Annotated in this window: 15 protein-coding genes and 2 pseudogenes; 9 read left to right on the plus strand and 8 right to left on the minus strand. The window is 58.9% G+C overall.

The features are described from left to right. Positions 1 to 9: 9 nt before the first annotated feature. A pseudogene (locus tag C2L66_RS18400) lies at positions 10 to 2,505 on the minus strand (type VI secretion system Vgr family protein); the annotation flags it as partial. A gap of 734 nt (positions 2,506 to 3,239) precedes the next feature. Here C2L66_RS18400 and C2L66_RS18410 point away from each other — a divergent pair. After that, positions 3,240 to 3,932 carry an alpha/beta hydrolase family protein gene (locus C2L66_RS18410; RefSeq protein ID WP_060606957.1) on the plus strand — a complete coding sequence of 231 codons (693 nt, stop codon included), beginning with the start codon at positions 3,240 to 3,242 and terminating at the stop codon, positions 3,930 to 3,932. A 625-nt stretch (positions 3,933 to 4,557) separates the two neighbouring features. Here C2L66_RS18410 and C2L66_RS18415 read toward each other — a convergent pair. Further along, positions 4,558 to 5,301: an SDR family oxidoreductase gene (locus tag C2L66_RS18415; protein WP_060606953.1), complete on the minus strand. Its 744-nt coding sequence runs from the start codon at positions 5,299 to 5,301 to the stop codon at positions 4,558 to 4,560. A 147-nt stretch (positions 5,302 to 5,448) separates the two neighbouring features. Here C2L66_RS18415 and C2L66_RS18420 point away from each other — a divergent pair, with 147 nt between their 5' ends. The 3 genes from C2L66_RS18420 to C2L66_RS18430 all read left to right on the plus strand — a co-directional run bounded on the left by C2L66_RS18420 (position 5,449) and on the right by C2L66_RS18430 (position 8,502). Then, positions 5,449 to 6,333: a LysR family transcriptional regulator gene (locus tag C2L66_RS18420; RefSeq protein ID WP_060603949.1), complete on the plus strand. Its 885-nt coding sequence runs from the start codon at positions 5,449 to 5,451 to the stop codon at positions 6,331 to 6,333. Between the two features lie 177 nt (positions 6,334 to 6,510). Further along, complete coding sequence (locus tag C2L66_RS18425; RefSeq protein WP_060603946.1) at positions 6,511 to 7,290, plus strand: MBL fold metallo-hydrolase; 780 nt, start codon at positions 6,511 to 6,513, stop codon at positions 7,288 to 7,290. Between the two features lie 735 nt (positions 7,291 to 8,025). After that, positions 8,026 to 8,502: a GNAT family N-acetyltransferase gene (locus tag C2L66_RS18430; RefSeq protein ID WP_060603943.1), complete on the plus strand. Its 477-nt coding sequence runs from the start codon at positions 8,026 to 8,028 to the stop codon at positions 8,500 to 8,502. Between the two features lie 944 nt (positions 8,503 to 9,446). Here the strand turns inward: C2L66_RS18430 and C2L66_RS18435 are convergent. Beyond that, entirely contained in the window at positions 9,447 to 10,046 is a 600-nt protein-coding gene (locus tag C2L66_RS18435; protein ID WP_054932798.1) for a TetR/AcrR family transcriptional regulator, read from the minus strand. A 155-nt stretch (positions 10,047 to 10,201) separates the two neighbouring features. Between C2L66_RS18435 and C2L66_RS18440 the strand changes: the two genes are divergently transcribed. From C2L66_RS18440 to C2L66_RS18460, 5 genes and pseudogenes are all read left to right on the plus strand, one after another. Beyond that, positions 10,202 to 10,855, plus strand: coding sequence for a peroxiredoxin-like family protein (locus tag C2L66_RS18440; RefSeq protein WP_060603940.1), 654 nt, complete (start codon positions 10,202 to 10,204; stop codon positions 10,853 to 10,855). Positions 10,856 to 10,858: 3 nt separating this feature from the next. Continuing rightward, a complete protein-coding gene (locus C2L66_RS18445; protein ID WP_060603937.1) occupies positions 10,859 to 11,839 on the plus strand; it encodes a DMT family transporter in 981 nt (326 codons plus the stop codon). A gap of 10 nt (positions 11,840 to 11,849) precedes the next feature. Continuing rightward, positions 11,850 to 12,554: a glutathione S-transferase family protein gene (locus C2L66_RS18450; RefSeq protein ID WP_060603934.1), complete on the plus strand. Its 705-nt coding sequence runs from the start codon at positions 11,850 to 11,852 to the stop codon at positions 12,552 to 12,554. Between the two features lie 29 nt (positions 12,555 to 12,583). Further along, a pseudogene (locus C2L66_RS18455) lies at positions 12,584 to 12,921 on the plus strand (glutathione-dependent disulfide-bond oxidoreductase); the annotation flags it as partial. Between the two features lie 322 nt (positions 12,922 to 13,243). Continuing rightward, complete coding sequence (locus tag C2L66_RS18460) at positions 13,244 to 14,428, plus strand: FUSC family protein (RefSeq protein WP_233444995.1); 1,185 nt, start codon at positions 13,244 to 13,246, stop codon at positions 14,426 to 14,428. A gap of 241 nt (positions 14,429 to 14,669) precedes the next feature. Here the strand turns inward: C2L66_RS18460 and C2L66_RS18465 are convergent, their stop codons facing one another. The 5 genes from C2L66_RS18465 to C2L66_RS18485 form a co-directional block, all read right to left on the minus strand. Then, the gene (locus C2L66_RS18465) at positions 14,670 to 15,092 is read right to left on the minus strand and encodes a hypothetical protein (RefSeq protein WP_233444996.1); all 423 of its coding nucleotides are present in this window, start codon (positions 15,090 to 15,092) and stop codon (positions 14,670 to 14,672) included. 416 nt (positions 15,093 to 15,508) lie between these two features. Beyond that, entirely contained in the window at positions 15,509 to 16,078 is a 570-nt protein-coding gene (locus C2L66_RS18470) for a phosphatase PAP2 family protein (protein ID WP_082670462.1), read from the minus strand. A 365-nt stretch (positions 16,079 to 16,443) separates the two neighbouring features. Then, on the minus strand, positions 16,444 to 17,349 hold the full coding sequence (galU, locus tag C2L66_RS18475) for a UTP--glucose-1-phosphate uridylyltransferase GalU (RefSeq protein WP_060603929.1): 906 nt from the start codon (positions 17,347 to 17,349) through the stop codon (positions 16,444 to 16,446). Between the two features lie 238 nt (positions 17,350 to 17,587). Next, the gene (locus C2L66_RS18480; protein ID WP_233444997.1) at positions 17,588 to 18,745 is read right to left on the minus strand and encodes an O-antigen ligase family protein; all 1,158 of its coding nucleotides are present in this window, start codon (positions 18,743 to 18,745) and stop codon (positions 17,588 to 17,590) included. Positions 18,746 to 18,853: 108 nt separating this feature from the next. Next, positions 18,854 to 19,471, minus strand: coding sequence for an acyltransferase (locus C2L66_RS18485; RefSeq protein ID WP_060606941.1), 618 nt, complete (start codon positions 19,469 to 19,471; stop codon positions 18,854 to 18,856). Positions 19,472 to 19,477: the final 6 nt, after the last annotated feature.

Raw genomic sequence — 19,477 nt, forward strand, 5'->3', positions numbered from 1 at the left:
TAAGGTCAGATCGCCCCTTGGCAGCATCGGTAGCGGATAGTTCGTCGATTCGGGACCGGCAAAACTATGCTGCGCTCCTTTAATATCGATTTTCCCGGGGGCATGAATTTCGATGTTCCCATCTTTGATCCGCACATATGCGCCACCGGACGTGAGCAGGATCCCCTGTTTCGCCGCCGCCTCGATGTTCTCCGTTGCCGACAGCAGATTCAGGACGTTCTGTGCGGTTACTTCCACGTTATCCGAATGCGCCCGAATCTCGACTTTGCCTTTCGCCGCAAAGAGCTTCATCCCGGCGTTCTGCACGAAAAGACTAAGTTTCTCGCCGACGCTCGCGATCAGCGATTTGCCTGCGGCGAGATGCGTACCTTGCCCACTGACGAAGTTGACCTGCTCTTCAGCCGACAAGTGTAACGACTGCTGCGTCGCCATACCGATGCCCGAGGGGCTCGTGAACAGCATCAAAGGCTCCCTGAATGCGTTTGCAGTCCCGGTGCCGCCGCCCGCAGTCAACCCACTCATAGACGATCCTGAGATGCCTCTTTGCGTCGCATCGGCGAACGACTGCAAGGCATCCTGACCTGCCTTCAGACCCTCAGCCTGATGCGTTTCGCTTGCAGACGACATTGCATCGATCACGCTTTGCGCGTTCGCGAGTTGCTTCTGCGCGTCGCGCGCATCCATTTGATGATCGCCGACGCTCTTCGCGTACGTCGTTATGAGCAGACCTCTCGCCGCACGGACGGCACCGTAATCATCCGTGGCGAGATCGAATCCACTGCCCAGATAGGCGCCGCGGGTGTTGCCGCTCTGCGCGATCAGATAGCCCAGGTGCAGACTCGAATTTGCGCTCGTGCTGTAAAGCTGTACGCGATTCTGCCCTGTCGCGTCGTCCATCACCATCTGGTTGTAGCCGCTGCCGCCGAACTCCTTCGATCGGTAACCCGAGAGCAGACCGTTCGAATGCCATTGAGGCAATCTTGCACCGTTATAGACGCGTCCAACCACGATCGGCCGGTCGCAATCACCATCCAAATAGTCGATCAGCACTTCTTCGCCGACGCGCGGCAGATGCACGCCACCGTATCCACCGCCCGCGTCCGATTGCGCCACACGCACCCAGCACGAAGCCCGCTCATCGCTGCCATTGAGCCGCTCCCAGATGAAGCGCACCTTGATCCGGTTCAGTTCGTCGGTGTAGACCTCTTCGTTCTGCGGGCCAACGACAATCGCCGACTCGAGCTGCACGTCCGGCTTCTCATGTTCGAACGGGCTGCGATAAGGCACATTCGTGCGCTGAGCCTCGACGTCGACACGATAGAACCCGTCCGAGCCGTCGGCGCACATCACCTTGCACGTGCGCTCACCGTCGTAGGTCGCACGAACGGCCAATACCGCGTCTTGGAGGCTATGCGGAAACATCTGTCCGTCGCCGTCGACGGGCAGATTGTTCTCGATCGTCCACGTCGTCTCGATCACGGCGAATTCGCGCTGATTCGCCAGATCACGATCGTGGTCAGGATGACCGCTCAGAGTGAAACGCCGCCCCGCGTCGACATCTCGCATGCCACCGATGCCGTGAAACCGCTTGGCGCGCGACTCCCACTCTTCAATGCGGATGCGTGAAAGCGCGTCTCCGCGGTCCTGACCGCCGTATGTGTATGCGCCCGTGTATTCGTAGACTTCGGCCTGCGCTGGCAAGGTGCCCTGCGCGGGTATCGTCGGTGTGCTCGTGCCCTTGGGGTTGTATGCGGTAGACGGGCTCTTGTAGTCGAAGGTGCGCGTTGTCAACAGCGTGCTTTGCAGCGTTCGCGTGCCCGACCATTGGATGAGCGCATCTGTTTCACTGTTCGTTCCGGCGCGAGAGAACTGCACGTTCTGTGGCGACATCGCATCGAGAGCCGAGAGGTTGTCGGTGATCACCAGCGTATGCGATTTGCCGTCGCTTTCCTGCTGCCAGAAACCAAACAGACCTTCTGATTCGAGCAGCCGATGCACGAAGTTCCAATCGTATTCGTTCTGGCGGCAGTAGGAACGCGAAGGCAGTGGCTTCATAAGCGCGAACCGGAAGCGTCCCTGCGCCTGTGGATGCGCATTGAAGACGTCAGTGATGATCTCGTCCACGCTAGCATCCTGCCAGATGCGCTGATCACGCCGGAACCTGAGGAAGTGCATCCACGACGCGAAACCGATCTGATAACTCGAGAGCGCGCCGTCGGATCCGAGGCGGCGCGCCGTGTGCACGTAGCCGTTATGGGGCAAATAGGATTTGTCAGATTGCTGGATCCACAGCGTGACCGGCTGCGCGATCAGCCTCTTGAGTTCGATGCTAGATGACGTCGAAATCATATCGACCGTGAACTCGAAATGCCTTCCGATGCGCGAATGGCCAATCACCCGTTGCGGTAGCAAAACGTTGCTACCAAGCGGCGTCTCCAGCCTCAATACCCGGTCTTGGTGTGCGAGCCCATTCGTCATGGCCGCGGAAATGTCCTGCGCCCCCATAACGCCTCTTCCTGTTTAATTCATGGCCCTCGAATTCTACAAAAAAACAGATGAATAGACCATTATCAGATTTAAAGAGTGAAATCGATTTTAAAAATTTCAATTATGCGATTTGCATTTAACATTGAAACGCATGCTTTACCGATAAATTGCGACGCGAATTACATTAAATCGCAGGCGACATTCTCGATCAAGCGTCGCATTCTGGTATGAATGCGTTCCTGATGTGCGATGTTGTGCGATTACGGCCGCGCGATTGTTAAATTGCAAAGGCAGAACTATCAATCGCTAGCCATTTTTTTGCCGCGAACGTCTCTTGTCGCGAGCGGAACCGACGCTCAAGCGTCGGTGAACAGCAGCCGAGGAGTGATCGAAACTGGCCGGACCCAGAATCTTTTGCAGCCGGACATGCTCTTCCAGAGAGCCAGATAAATGAACTGCCCTTCGAGCACTTCCTTTGACGCTGATTGCAGTGTCGTAACAGCGCGCTGACAATGATGCAGGCGTGCCAATGCGCAGTTGTCTCCAAGCGCGGATCACATTGCGACCAGCAAATCGGGCTTGTGATCGTCAACCGACACATCGCGACCGCGGCGCCGTTCACGGTGGGCGCACGCTCCATGGATCGGTCTGCAAACTGTACCGGCCCCTTGCGGAAGGCCACCACAAACGCTCCCCGAGTCCTCATTGATGCAGAATCGGCGCAAAGGCCACAACGACACGAGCTGAATACGATGGACGACCCAGAATCGCTTTCCCTGGCACTGCCCGACGGCACTAAGGTCTCCGCGCTCCTCCGAGTGCCGGAGGACGCGCGAGCCCTGTATGTCTTCGCGCACGGTGCCGGCGCGGGCATGCAGCACGCCGGCATGTCGTCATTGGCCGACGCGCTTGCGGCGGCCAATGACGCCACATTGCGCTACCAGTTTCCGTACATGGAGCGGGGCTCCAGGCGGGTGGACTCGCCGGCCGTGGCACATGCTACCGTGCAGGCAGCCGTCGCAGAGGCCCGCCGGCGGCTGCCAGCCCTGCCGCTCTTCGCGGGCGGCAGGTCGTTCGGCGGCCGCATGACGTCCCAGGCCCAAGCCATCTCGCCGCTCGACGGCGCGCGTGGCCTCGCTTTCGTCGCGTTCCCGCTGCACCCGGCGGGCGCGCCCGGCGTGGAGCGGGCACACCACCTGGCGGACGTCACGGTGCCGATTCTTTTCCTGCAGGGCACGCGCGACAAGCTGGCCGAGCTTAACCTTCTGAGGTCGGTCGTCGAGACGCTGGCGCCACGCACCACGCTGCATGTAGTAGACGACGCAGATCATTCGTTCCACGTGCGCGCGTCCTCCGGCCGGACCGACGCGGAGGTCGTGCTTGAGCTGGCGCGGACGATGTCGGCGTGGTTCTTCGCCGAAGGAGAGTTCGTGCGCGTCACCTGAGCAAGCGCAGGAATGCTTGTAGTAGCGTCGGGACGGCGAGCCGGCGACCTCGCCGTGCTGGACTTGCCCGCTCAATCCCTTCGCTATCCGCAGATGGTCTGTCGCATAGCCACCATAAGCGACGCCTGTCGCGTCGGCGACGTTTTCCCAGTGCCGAGTGAGTGAATCTGTCAGATCTGCTTGCGGCGACCCGCCCCCGGAATCGCGGAGGGCATCTGCTTTGATTTGGCCGGCGCCGATCCGTGAGTGACAGTCCAGGGATGCGGCCGGAACCAGACTGGCGGAGCGTCGAACAACGTGCATTGGCCGGTCACTGCCCGACGCGGTCGCCCGAAACCGACCCAATTCGGTCGCATGGATTCATCGTGCTAAACGTCCGCTTTCGATTACATTCGGCCAAAGCTCCCGAGCCGAGGCAAATAAGATGGGCTCACCAATCCGACCGTGCATGGCGTTACGCCAACCGATGACTTTTCCACCTTTGCTTGGTTATCCGGAGCAAAAGCAAGTCTTCGCCAACGAGCGCTGCCGATGGCTATTATCAAAGAGTCGCCGTTGCAACTATCCGCATCTCGAACCAAGCGATGAAAGGCTCAAACCTCATTGCTTGATGGGCGATACTGAATCACAGTAATTGAGCGGTAGGACGTACGACGATTTCGTTGATGTCGACTTCAATCGGTTGCTCGATGGCGAAGGTAATGGCGCGCGCGACGGCAGTTGGAGAAATCGCTTTTGTGTAGATTTCCAGAATACGCGCGCTGTCGGTGCCGGTGGTTTTGTTCTGAATACCACTGTTCACCGCACCGGGCGTGATCGAGGTCACACGGATCGAATGGCTGGCCATCTCGGCGCGCAGGCCTTCCGAAAGCGCCCGAATCGCAAACTTGGATGCGGAATGCACGGCGCCACCCGGTGAGAACACCTTTAGTCCATGCACCGAGCCCAGGTTGATCACATGGCCAAAGCCTTGCCGCAAGAACACCGGCAGCGCAGCGGCGATCCCCCATAGGGTCCCCTTCAAGTTCAGATCGATCGTGGTTTCCCATTCCTCCGTGTTCACCTCGGCCATCGGACGGATCAACATGACACCCGCGCTGTTGATCAGTACGTCGAGCTTCCCAAAATCAGCGACGATGGTACTCACGACCATCTCCATGTCTTTCTTTCGCGTGACGTCAACGTCGTATCGCTTGGCTTCGCCGCCCTCGGCACGAATGTGTTGGACCAACAAATCCGCTTTGTTTTGATCTATGTCCGCAACCGCGACGATCGCGCCGTCCGCGGCTAATGCTTTCGCCGCGGCCGAGCCTATCCCGCCCGCGCCTCCTGCGATTAGAACGACCTTTCCTTTGATCCCTTCACGCATGACGTATCCTTTCACCTTTGAGGCGCTTTAAGCCGCTTTCGTTGAGCAAATGTCAAAGCTGCCGGCCGTGCATCGACGGACGCTCTTTAATCCAGGGGTGCATGCTAATCGGCATGTCGTCGTTGAACCATTCGCTAATATCCGACAATGGCTGATCAAATTCGCACATCGTTCGATTGGGAAGACATCCGCATTTTCGTGTCTCTGGCGCGTTATGGCAGCCTTTCAGCTACGGCCAGGGCGCTATCGCTTTCGCACGCGACCATTTCTCGGCGCATTCAGACGCTCGAGAAAGCGCTAGGTGAGAAATTGGTGGAGCGTCGCCCCGATGGTTATGTGCTAACCACGGCTGGCGTGCGCGCGCTTTCGCCAGCCAGCGAGATGGAAGTGGCGGCCGCACGACTCGGACGCGGCGGTCAGCCGCAGGAGCCGAGCGGGCTTGTGCGCGTCAATGCGCCGCCAAGTCTGGCGCAATGTTTTCTTGTCGAGAAACTGGCCGGTTTGACTGCAGCGTATCCGACATTGGATGTGGATCTTGCCACCGACTTTCGAGCGGTCAGCCTCGAGCGACGCGAAGCCGACATTGCGCTGCGGTTCGGGCGGCCAACAGACGGTGAAGTCATCGCAAAGCGGGCGGCAACGCCAGGTTTTGGTTTTTATGCCGTGGACGAATGGCGGCGACGTTTGGCAGCCGGCCAAAGCCCGACCTTCGTCGGCTTCGACGATGCGAACGCTCACTTGCCGGAAGCCAGTTGGCTTCGCGAAACCTATCCACGCGCCCGCGTTGCGTTCAAAAGCAATAGTCAGGTGATGCAGGCGGCAGCGGCCCGTGCCGGCGCAGGCATCGCCCTGTTGCCTCACTTTGTCGGGCGCGGTGAAGCAACCTTGGTGCATTGCGAGATGAAGGAAGCGCCGCCATCCAGGGAACTTTGGCTATTGATTCGGCGCGATGGCGTCACCAACCTCGCAATCAAAACGGTGGTCGATTTTCTGATGAACCTCCTTTCCAGCGAGCGTGCACTGATCGAATAGGTCTTGCTGCGCCACCGCGCGCATCTCCGTTGCCTGCAACTCTTTCACGCGCATGCCCGTTATGTCCTGAATGTACTTGTGCGAAATCGAGCATCCGCTGAACAAATGTGGGGAATGCCGCGCGGAAACCCAGACCGCCATAATCGCCGCATTCCCACTTCGACATTGGACGCTGTGATGACTGGTGCAACTATTACACTGATTGGCGGACCAACCGCTTTGATAGAGGTAGGTGGCTTTCGGCTTTTAACCGATCCGACCTTTGATCCGCCAGGTACTTACCAGCCATATCCCGGCAAGCCCGTGACGTTTCATAAAACCACCGGTCCCGCGCTCACGATCGGGGAAATCGGCCCATTGGACGCCGTATTGCTAAGCCACGACCATCACTTCGATAACCTTGACACAACGGGGCGCTTGATATTGCCGTCCGTGAAATCAACCTATACGACGCTCTCCGGGCAGGCCCGCTTGGGCGGTAATGCCTTGGGCCTGACACCCTTCGAAACAAAAACGTTCGAAGGTCCAGGCTCTAGACGTTTGCTGATTACCGGTACGCCTGCGCGACATGGCCCAGTGGGAATCGAGCCGTATTCGGGCGACGTCATCGGTTTTCTGCTGGGAGAAGAAGAAGAGGGCGACGCGGTCTATGTGACCGGCGACACAGTTTGGTATGAGGGCACTGCCGAGGTCGCCCGTCGGTATTCTCCAAAGGTGGTGATCGTCTTCGCCGGCGCGGCCGAGCCGCGTGGGCGCTTCCAGATGACGATGGACGGCAACGACGCACTGGCTGCCGCCCATGCTTTCCCCAATGCGAAGATCCTGGCGGTGCACAACGAAGGCTGGAAGCACAACACGGAAAGCGCTGACGAGCTGGCTTCGGCCTTTACCGCGCTTGGCGTCGGCGATCGCTTGTTGCGCCTGCTGCGCGGCGAGCCATTGAAGATCGAGTGGTGAGTAGTATCCCGGCGAATTGCGTTGAACGTCTAAGACGGTCCGTTAACCGAGCGGAGCAGACGTTCAATTGTTTTGTTAATTCGATGTCGAACGGCCGAAGATGGCCGGCTTGCGGCAGTGCCGGGGGCAATTAGCTTACCGAACAACGGCCATTGGGCCAGGGTGGACGAGGGCTCCGCTAGCCGAATTGGATGACGACCTCAACAGGCCGGTCACGGCCGATTGGGTGAGGTCGCCAGCGGCCGCATAGTGGCACTCCAGATAGCGACCTGAATTTTGCTGACGGATCGGTTTAAAGAAAGTTGTCTGAGCGGAGTGGGTCGACTAGGGAAGTTCGGCGATCAGTCCGGGCCGCCCGTTCGTCGTCAGCCCATGGATTTCCGGGTTCGGCCATTTCGAGGCATTCTCGTCGACCGCTTACATTGGTGACAATCGTCGGTCCCCGTTGACTGTAATCTCTTAGAGAGGCAATATGTCTGCATGAACTCCGACACTTTCAAATCCATGATGTGCACCATGACTGCCGAGGGCGAGTCGTGGGAATCGTGACGTTTATACATCACATATAGACTTCCTCAACGGCCCCGCCAGTCATGACGGGGCCGAGTCTTTTTTAGTCGCTCCTAATTGCATTGGCGCAGATAGGAGTGGTTGCATGCATTACAAGAAACGTCTTGCCGTCTATCGGGGCTCTGCCCGTGTGTCGACTTGTTTGTTCGAGCCGGGGAGCGCGGCATGGTGACGATACGAAAAGCGAATCGCCATGACATCTTCGACGCTTGGGATATCCGCAAAACCTCGGTGCATGCCGCGTGCGCCGAGTATTATCCCGAGGCGGCCCTTTCTGAATGGGTCGATGGAACGCTGACCGATAAATGGGCCAGCGTTGTCGAAAACGACTTTTACGTTGCCGTCGACGAAGAACTAGTCGTTGGCACGGGAATGCTTACGGTCGCAAACGGGCAAATCGACGCAATCTTTGTGCGGCCATCTCATATGGGACTGGGCATTGGACGCAAGATGCTGCAATTTCTCGAGGCGTTGGCCGGCGTGCATGGCGTTGCCGCAATGCGTCTCGATGCAACGCTAAACGCGGCAGCGTTCTATCGCCGTTGTGGTTGGACGGGAGACTCGGTATCGACCTACCGTAGCTCGCGTGGACTGGAATCGGCTTGCGTACCAATGACAAAGCATCTGACCGTGGGAGCGTAGGTCGCTACGCTCCGACGATTGCCAGCCCCATTCGGATCGTCCGTGGGTTGAGCCGAAGCTCCCTTTCAAGTGCATGCGGTGCGAATGCAATCCGGAATCGTGACCGCTTTGAGGTTTCGATCGGCTTGTTTGATGCACAACGCTCGAGTCGCGCGAAATTCGCAGACCGCCGTCTCTCCACAGGTTATGCGATGGCGCTGAATGAAGACCTTGTTGCGCCATTCTTGCGTGGATTTAGGAACTTCGAGCGATTCGCCGTAAGTGGCCGATGTATGGAAGCGGCTGTGAACTTCTAGAAGTGGCGTGCCTACGCAACCAGGCAGCGACGCCATTTCCCGCCACGGTCGTAACGCCCTTCAACGCAAGGGTTTCGGTCACCGATTGACAATCGAGTGAGGGTAATTCAGGTTGTTCTGCAGCGGGCTGCAGAAGTCGAGACCAGGCATGCCAGTCCGCGGAAGATGACGGCTATCCCTTCACGAAACTCGGCGTCAGACGGTATACCGCGAGCGGTGCGAGCGGTTGCCGGCAATAGCGGAAATCTGCTGCGGGATTCGCCGGCCATGCATGGGTGCCGGGCCCACCCAGCGCAGCGAGTTGCCTGGGAGTGCACCGCTTAGGTAGCTCACTACGGTACGTAGCGCAATGCCCCGCTCCCCGTTTGCAATCTCATCTGCACTCGACGGCGCAAGGGCACACCGAGATCGCGTCGGCCGGCATTCTGGACGTCGCAGTGTTCCATTCCGGTGCGGATGAATTGCGGCCCTTCGTTGCGGAGTTGCCGTTTGCTGTTGTTGCCGACCGGGCAAAAAGGTCTACGCAGAAATCGGTGTGGAAGCCTCGCCACGCGCATTGCTGAACTCTGGCGCCTGGTCTCCCATCGTGCGTGGCGTGGATTGCCTGCCCGAAGTACCTGCCTGAAAGCACTCATCTTTCATGGCACGTCAGTTCGGCGCATCCTCGGGCGGTACAAGCTGGGCGAGCGCTGGCGCAATCACCCCTTCCAGCAGCGCTTTTTCCGGACGAACGCGCGCCAGGACGCGAACACCCATCAGAACGCCAAGCAGGTGCCGGGCGAGGACTGCGGCCGGCTGTGATTGCGTAATGGTCCCGTCGGCCTGACCTGTTCTGATGCACCCGAGAAAAAAGCCTTCGATACGGGTAAGAACGCCGGCGATGATCTTCTGGAACTCAGCATCGTGCGGTGCCATCTCCAGGGCCGAGTTCACGAGCATACAACCCTTATGCTGGCGATCGTTCAACGAGCGGCGCAGGATCTCGTCGAAGAACGAGTGGATCGCCTCAAGGGGAGGGAGCGCTTCGCACCGCCGTATGCGGTTGCCTATGCTTTCGCTTACGTAGCGATCGAGCGCTGCCCGGAACAGGCCGCGCTTGTCTCCGTACGCGTTGTAAAGGCTTGCGGCGGTGAGACCTGTTTTCCCGGTGAGATCTTTCACCGACGTCGCCTCGTAGCCGTGCCTCCAGAAGCACTGGACCGTTGCGTCCAGCACTGCGTCTTCGTCAAATTCCCTTGGTCTCGCCATCTCTGTCACCTGGATCCATCATGGCGCAGCGAGCTTGCCAACTTCGCTGCGATGAGCGATTATAGAATGCGCGTTCTAAAACGAAAAGGGCGCGACCTGAATATAGCGGTGGGTGCATGGTGCCCCGTGGAGGCATCGCGTGGAGGAGAAGAGTCATGGGACTGCAGGCGCAACTGGACAGCTTCAGGGCGGAGTTCGCGCGCATTGCGCCATCCGGGCGCGTCGCGCTCTACGAGGCCAGGATCGACGAACTGCGTGCCACGTTCGCGCTGGACCAGGCAGTCGGAACTGGCGATGAAGCGCCGGACTTTTCGCTACCGGACGTACATGGCAATCGGATCTCGCTTTCGGCACTGTTGCAGCACGGACCCGTCGTGCTTACGTTTTATCGCGGCGGATGGTGTCCCTACTGCAATATCCAGTTGCGGGCTTATCAGGCGATCCTTCCTGAGATGGCCGCGCTGGGCGCCCGGCTGGTCGCGATCTCGCCGCAGCTGCCCGACGGTTCGCTGACCACTGCGCAGACAAACGCGCTAACCTTCGATATCCTGAGCGATGCAGGTAATTCCGTCGCGCGCCGCTTCGGACTGGTTTATGCACTGCCCGAGGATCTGCGTGAGGCACTGCGCTCGAACAACAAGGCGTTGCCAGCGATCAATGGCGACGGGAGCTGGGAATTGCCGGTTCCCGCCACCTATGTGATTGCTCCGGATGGGCGCATTGTGCTCGCCGGTATCGAGGCCGATTACCGCAAGCGGCTCGAACCGGATGCGATTCTCGCTGCCGTGAAAGCGCTTCTAGCGGCCTGATCGATGGCAAGCGGCAAGGTATCGGTTGCGGCGGCCGTCGACCCTGAGCAGGCGCAGCGAAAAGCCTCACGCATACGACTGTCGGGATTCGCCTGGGCAGCGCTCACGGTCATGATCTTCTCGGGCTGGTTTGTCGTGACACGGCTCGGTGTCACCCGCGAGCTTCGCATCTGGGACATTGCCGCGCTTAGGTTCGGCATTGGCGGCATGCTTCTCGCGCCGACTGTCGTGCGCCGGGGCTCCCGCCTGTCTGCCGCCGCCTGGGGCGAGGGTTTGATATTTGCGGTGTTGTGGGGCGTGCCTTTCGTACTGCTCGTCGCACTCGGGTTGAAGCTGACTTCGGCGGCTCAGGCCGCGTCTGTCGCACCGACGTTGATGCCAGTCTTCGCCGGCGTGTTCGGTTGGGGTTTCCTGCGTGAGCGGCAGGGAAGGTCACGCTGGATCGGCTATGCGGCGATCATTACAGGGCTCGTTTGCCTGGCGGGTGCCGGTGTAGCAGCCCATGGCAAACCCAATCCTTTTGGCATGTTCGCACTGACGGCCGCTGCCGCGATGTGGGCCATCTATACGCTGCTGTTTCGACGCAGCGGCCTGACACCGATCCAGTCCGCTGCGCTGATCTGCCTCTGGTCGATGGCGCTTTATCTTCCAGTCTATCTGTTCCTCGGCCTCAGCCGGTTCAGCCTTGCCTCCCCGGGCGAGATCGCCTTGCAGGGGATTTATCAAGGCGTGCTGATGAGTGGCGTCGCGCTCATCACCTATAACCGGGCCGTTTCCCTGCTCGGCTCTTCGGCTGCCACTGCTGTCATTGCGCTGCTTCCTGCTGTTGCCTCGGTTCTCGCCATACCCGTTCTCGGCGAAACGCCGTCGCTGGCTGAAGGTGTGTCGATCGTCATCATCGTTTTCGGTGTACTGCTCGCTTCCAGACCCGCGCCCGCGCGCATTGCAGCAGTGCCGCGTGCATCAACCCATTCGCAAACCTGAAGGTACCGCCATGATCCGCTTTTACTTCCACCCCACGCCAAATCCGGCCAAGATTGCCCTGTTTCTCGAGGAGACGGGTCTTCCCTACGAGATGGTCCCCATCGATACGAGCAAGGGCGAGCAGCACACGCCGCAATTCCGCGCGATCAACCCCAACGGCAAGGTGCCTGCCATCGTCGATACAGACGGGCCGGGCGGCAAGGAAGCGCGTGTGTTCGACTCCACGGCGATCCTGCTCTACCTGGCGGAGAAGACCGGCAAATTGCAGGGCGCACCGGAGGACAGACCCGAGCTGCTTTCGTGGCTCCTGTTCCTGGCATCCGGTCTGGGGCCATTCTCGGGCCAGGCAGTGCACTTCCAGTTCGCCGCGCCCGAAGGGCTCGACTATGCGGTGAACCGTTATCGACGTGAAGCCGAGCGCCACTACCAGGTTCTGAACGACCATCTGGAAGGGCGGACGTACATCGTGGGTGAAACGTACACAATCGCGGATATATCGGCATGGGGATGGCTCGATCGCGCTTCGCGTGTGCTCAAGGGGGCCGACGATCCGCTGGGGTCGTTTCCCAACCTCAAGCGGCTGTTCGAAACAGTCGATGCACGCCCAGCGGCGGCCCGCGCCAGAGCAGTCGGCAAGGACTACGAGTTCAAGAAGGTCAACGACGAGGAGACCCGTCGCGCGCTGTTCCCGTCCAACTATCCGCTGGTTGCCTGAATCGGCACTGAGCCGTTACGGAGAACTGCATGGCTGATTCTCTCGACGATATTCCCCCGAAGGTCTGACCTGGAACAAACCCAACGGTGGCATCTTTGCGAACATCAACCGACCGGTCGCCGGGCCGACGCATGAAAAGGTGCTGCCTGTCGGGCGCCATCCGCTGCAGCTTTATTCGCTGGGCACGCCCAATGGCGTAAAGGTCACGATCCTGCTGGAGGAACTGCTCGCAGCCGGCTATTCGGCGGCCGAGTATGACGCCTGGCTGATCAGGATCGGCGAGGGTGAGCAGTTTGGCAGCGGCTTCGTGGACATCAATCCGAACTCGAAGATCCCCGCGTTGCTGGATCGCAGTGGGCTGCAGCCGTGTTATCGACGAAGCGGAGCGAGCAGCGCGGGCCGTGCGTGAATCAGCCGAGGGCCTGACAGGCCGGTCGATCCGTGGAAGTATGGGTACGATTATGGGTATCTGACGGTTCGTCGCGGTGGGAGTCATACCTGGCGGGGTTTTCCGGGCGGGAGTTGTAGTCGGCTGCCTTCCGCCCCAAGGGTCGTGGACTTGGTGGCTTCAGAAATTGTGGAGTTCATCAATCAATGTTGTTTGCGACACGACAGCGACCGCGAGTGCCGCCGCCTCCCATCAAGGTAGTTGCGGCTTTGGCGGATACGGACGCGGCCGAGGCAGTACTATGCATGAGCCGTCACTTGTGGACGGCGCGCGTCCCGCCAGTGCATCCGCCGACACAATGTTCGACACGTTCCTGCTCGCGTTGCGCAATACGCTCGCCGCGTTCCGTGCGGAGCTGTCTTCGCGCGCCTTCCTGGCGCGACTGCGCCGTTGCACGGAAGCGGTGCTTGCGACGCTCCTTGCCATCTATGCAAGCCGATCATTGGGGCTGCCCGAAATCTGGTGGGCCGCGATCTGCGCGTTTTCGCTGACGGGCCTCACGCTCGGCGCCGCGCTCGATCTCGGCGTGCAGCAGATCGCCGGCACATTCGGCGGGACGGTCGCCGGGGTGCTGCTGTCGCGCTTCTGCGCGAACGACGTCGCACAGTTCGTGTTGCTCGTGGCGTGCCTGTCGGCCGCCGGGCTGTATCTGGCGACGAAGCGCTCAGCGGGCTACATGTGGATTCTGTCAACAGCGCTCGCACTCTACGTCGTGGCGACGACTCATGCGCAACCCGCTGCGGACCTGCGCAGCGTCGCGCAGGCGTTGTGGCTCAATGCGCTGGTCGGCACGACGGCTTACCTGGGCGTAACGCTGCCTGGTGCGGCGGTGATGTCGGTGCTCGATGCGCGCGACCCCGAAGCCAGCGCCGTCCGTCCCGCCGTCGCGCACGCGTTCACGGACCGGACTCTCGGTCGCGTGCCGCACACAATGATCGGTGCGATCACACTGTCGGTGCTGGCGTATCTCGCGTGGCGTTATCCCACCGACGGCTTCGCTCAGGCAATGACGACAGCCATCGTCGTGCTGATGGTTCCCGTCGATGCACAGGGCACGTGGTCGCTTTACCGCGTCGTACAGCGGATGTGCCACCGGCTGCTCGGCTGCGCGCTAGGCTGCGCCGTCGTGTTCGGCGTGCTGCCACTGACGGCGGGCAGCGTCGCGTACTGTCTGCTCGCCGTCAGCGTGTTCGTGTGGCTTTCATGCTATCTGCGCTTCGGGCACTCGGACATCAGCTATGCGGGCACGCAGTTCGGCGCGGTGGTCATCCTTGCGTTCGTGCATGACCGCTTGTGGCTCAGCGACGATGTCAGCCTCGCCTACCAGCGGCTGATAGGCATCGCAGCAGGCAACGTCGCGCTGGCCGTCGTACTGCTACTGGTGACGGCGGCCTGCGCCGTGTGGGCGCGCAAGCGTGCGTCATAGCGCTTTACACGTTGCCCCATGCGCCGGACCGTTCCTCGCTGTCCGTCGTTACGCGTGGACATCAACGGAAAAGCAGCGATCTGCTCACGCTCAATAACAAGGCGAGCCGTTGCGGTTCGCCTTGTGCAGCGCCTGTTCATATGTCAACCGGTGCGGCAGTGTCGTCTGTCAATGTGGTTAAACGCCGACCTCGCCGCCCATTCAACCGAACAGGCCACGGCGTGATGCGCCGCCCTTTCGCTCAGTTCAAGTCTCGCGGCTGTGCCGCTCCGCTTTCCTCGGCGAGGCGGCGCAGCGTTGCGTTGAGCGCGGCGCTGTATTGCGGATCGTCCCATCGGCGCTCCTGCACGCCAGACAACTCCTTTACCGCTGCTATCACTTCATCGCGCTGCGGGTGCGTACGCAGTATGAGCGCGGCCGTTGTGATCAGGAGATCCGTTCGCGCATGCGCCTCGGCCTTCACTTCGTCTGCGCGTTTTTCCACCTTTGCGCGCCACCAGTCCGCGAGCAGCGCGGCGCCTATGGCGCAGACTACGAGTAGTGTGAATACGAACTCCATGGCGATTCCGTTTATCCGGGTTACTCGGGGGGCGCATGAAGCCCGGGCGTGCACCATACGTGAATCCGAACGGCCGGCACGGCGCGCGCCAAAAGCGGTGCTCATATATCTCCGGTCAATGCTGTCCCGATTGCACCAGCCACTACTTGCCTGGCAGGGAGTTTAGGCAATCATGCGTGTCAGCGAGTGACAAAGTGCGGACGATATTCGTCATGACTCGTCCTGTCCCGTTACGCGACCGGTGAGACGGCCACGCTCGCGTAACCGTACCAGTCCGATAATCAATCAATGCGTCAGGTAGGCGGCCCGTGCAAATACAGGTTATCGGAAACTTTGATAAGATCGTCCAACCGGCGGCGGGCTCGCGTGGTCCGATTAAGCCTCCTTAACGAATCTCCCATTCTTGTCGACGGAGGCGCTGGGCATCAACGGCGCGCCGTATCGGCTACCTGCTAATACTTAGGTGGTTGCACCGCGGACAATTGAGCAGAAAGCCACGCATCACCCAGATGTATTTCATTTCAAGCTGTTCGGGCACAAAAATAGTGCGAGTGTTCGTCAATTAGCCGCTGAATCGGTACATGGTGTCCATACGCCAAAGACGTAATCAGAAATAAGGTCCCAGCAGCGGCGAGTGGCCGAAATAGTTTTGTCCGGGACCGTCCGAGTGTTCCAATAAAAAGTATCCCAACCGTTGCTCCCACGGTCCAGCCGGCAACGACTTCCGACACCGTATGGGCGTGATCGAGTACTCGCGCCATTGCCGTTAGCGCGCCGATGACAAGTCCAACACCAGACGCCTTCCACATACTCGCACCCGAGGCCTGGCATACAAGTGCAAGAAGAACCGTCCAGACCGAGGTGGCAAGCATCGTGTGTCCGCTAATAACGCGGAAGCCGATCGCGGAGATGCTGATGCCGCAACCTGCATATAGAATCTTCGTTGCTCCCACTAGTGCGGCTCCAATGCTCAGCAGGAACACCCACCTACGCGCCAACATCGGATCGCAGAGCCGAAGCCAGACCGCGCACGCCATCGCGAGAGGTAAGGTCAACGCGGCGTCGCCGACATTGCTGATTGCATTCCACAGTGAGGTTTCCAATCACAGGCCCCGTGTTGTTCCGCTTTTTCGACTGCGCACAGTGGTTGACATCCGTTGGGCTCGAGATCGGTAACGAGCGTTTTCATCGATCGAGCGGATTCAGGAAAAAAAGCCCTTCATGACATGTCATGAAGGGCCGAAGTCGAACCTGCGATGGACGGGGGGGTCACGCAGGCCAGTGTCTCGAAGGACAGAGACATGCCAATGAGAGAAGGTCCTTCTACGACCATCTATGAGTCTAACGGAACTAAAGGTGCCACCAGATCTAGTCGGCATTCACCGCTAAGGTTTTGTCGGAAATAATCAATTGAATTCAGTCATCGAAACAAACTGATCTGCATTCTGGTTGCCGTCTAAGAATCAATGTGATCTATGAATGAATTGCCTGGCGTACCGACCCGAGACCTCAAATACTGATCGAACTCCCCCGCAACTTCGGGGTGACGTAACGCGAATTCAACTGTTGCTTTCAAGTATCCTAGCTTGCTGCCACAATCAAAGCGCTTTCCGTCATACTTGTACGCTAGAACCTGCTCATCTTTAAGCAAATTCTGCAACGCATCTGTGAGCTGGATTTCTCCGCCTGCGCCTGGCTGCAATGCGTGCAAATGCTCGAAAATCTTAGGTTTCAGGATATAGCGACCAACCACACCATAGTTCGACGGAGCAACAGCAGGAACTGGTTTTTCCACAATTCCGGACAATTTAAAGATATTGTCTTCCCATTGTTTTCCGTCGATTACGCCGTATGAGCCAGACATCTGGCGATCGATCTCTTCGACTCCAATCACCGAAGTATGGTAGTGGTCGAATACGCGAATCATCTGTCGCAGAACCGGTGGTTGGCCGAGCAGGAGATCGTCGGCTAACATCACCACGAAGGGACTATCGCCAATTAGCTTCTCCGCACATAACACGGCGTGCCCGAGGCCGAGCGCCTCCGCCTGCCGGACGTAAAAGCAGTCTATGTGACGGGGCTTGATACTTCTAACAAGCGAGAGCAGCTTCTCCTTACCGCGTGCCTCGAGTTCGGCTTCGATCTCGTACGACTTGTCAAAGTGATCTTCGATGGCCCGCTTGCTCCGGCCAGTGACAAAAATCATTTCCGTAATGCCCGAATCGATGGCCTCTTCGACAGCATACTGGATCAAGGGCTTGTCTACGATGGGCAGCATCTCTTTGGGGCTTGCCTTTGTCGCAGGCAGGAACCGGGTGCCGAGACCGGCAACGGGAAATACGGCCTTTGTTACTTTCAACATATGAGTCAAGCTCCGTTGAACGATGAAGATCTAAACATCAGGGATGTAAGCGCGTGATTGATGAACCTTCCGCTCGCACGGTGGGCAGCGAATACTCGACGGAGTGCCTCAGAGGGCCTCGCGCGAGCGACCAGAATCGATATTGCGTAGTTCTTCATTCGACCGTTCTTTCATTTCGCCTGCCGAAATTGTCTTGTCTGTCGGCGCCGATATTCCTGAGATGTACATGCACAGCTTCTTACACGGAGGGCAAAGCCGGAGACATATCGCCTTCACGTTTGACGACGGTCGGTTCGTTCGTGAATGAGACGTCGATCGGCGCGGGACGGTCCCTGTACGCCAGCAGCATGAACATAAAGATGGACACGCCGAGTGGTTCGATCATTAGCAAGCCACACCATGCAGCGAAGACGATCGGCGCGACACTTCCAAAGTCACGCCTGACACGCCGCCACAAAACGGCGCAATAGATTAGCCCAACGGGTATGCCGTATTTGTACACGAGCCATGTCAGCGAATTCGAAATCCCGCTGTCCTCTATCTTGACGTATCCGAATTCGTCGAGAGCGAGCGCGTTGTACGCGTCCATGTCTCCGCTCGGTCTGCCGAGCCACAGGCTGTCCGACGCGGCGCGCAAACCCAATGTCAGATCGTTGATGCGCACGAGAATGCTGGCGTCGTCGTTGACATTGCGCCCGAACAGCACGGTGAATGCGTCGCCGACAAAGCTGGGAAGAGAAATGGCCGCAACCACGAACACGACAACCAAGGTGGCAAGGAGCTTCGCGACTTTCGGCTGCCGCGAATAGATGTAGAGATAGCACGCTAACGGTAAAAGAATAGAGAGGGCACCCATCGATTGCGTCGTTATTGCTGCGAGCAGGAACACGATTCCGCGCCGCCTGCGAAACATCAACGCGTTGTAAATATAAGCGAGCGTCAGCATGACGCCATACACCCCGGCCTCCCAGAAGAAGCCCTGATTCCGATAGTGCGCAAAGCGTTCGATATCCGTGGCGCGAACGTAAAGCAGGCCGAACACCGTGCTGTATTCACCGTCGATGTGCCGCGCGATACCGGGTGCAACGTACGCAATCGGATAGAGGACCAGCGATATTAGAGCGGTGTAGTACATCACATCGACGAACAGTTCCCTGAAATCGAGGCGAGAGCGCTTGAAATGAATGCAGGCGATCATCGCGATCAGACCTTTGAGAATCACAAAAAACTCCTTATCGTCGACCGAAAGATCCTGCGCGTAGCTGGAAATAAAGACGATACCGAGCAAAATCACAAACATGCCGCTAATCGAGCGTGGAAATCGGGTAGAACCGAGAAACCCGCAAAGAAGGATGATCGATATCGCCGCAATAAGAGGTGCGTTGCCGACGCGCACGACGACTATCCAGCCGCCACTCGCCAGCAATATCGCAGTCAAAAGCAGGGCATTGGCGCCGCGGCGTCCAAAATGGATTTTCATTGGTAGCTGCTTCTAGAGCGGGGGTTAGCGATCGGTCTGCACAGCGGGCAATGAGTCCCTGACGCGTACCCAGTCCTTCGCATTCGGGTTCCAGCGTCGTATGATCCTGGCGGGGGAGCCCACGGCTATGCAGCAATCCGGAACGTCCGATGTCACAACCGAGTTGGCACCGACGACACTGTTGCGTCCAATCGTGCAACCGATCAATGCGACGTTTTCACCTATCCATGCGCCGGCCCTAATGCGGACGGGGGCGCGCGGCGTCAATCGCTGATGCTTGATCGGCGTCTGCGTGTCCTGATAGCCGTGAACATAGTCGGCAATGTATACGCGATCGGCGATCAGTACGTCAGCTTCGATGACGATCGATTGCGTTGCAATGATGTGACAGTGATTGCCGATATAGACACCTGACTGGATATCGAGTGCCGGCTCGCGGTTAAAGCATCGAATTGTCTCTATCCAGGCGCCGTTGTTGATGAAAACGCCTGAACCGATCGAGATGTTCTGGGATCCGCTGATCCTCAACGGACGGAGGATCCGCGCACCTCGCCCGAAGTTGGCAAAGAACAGGGGAAACAGCGTTGATTGGAGGCAGGTGCGGATCCGATTGCGAATCTTGAACCAGATGCCGAGGTCCATGGTCAG

This window comes from Paraburkholderia caribensis, from assembly GCF_002902945.1.
GTDB lineage: Bacteria > Pseudomonadota > Gammaproteobacteria > Burkholderiales > Burkholderiaceae > Paraburkholderia > Paraburkholderia caribensis.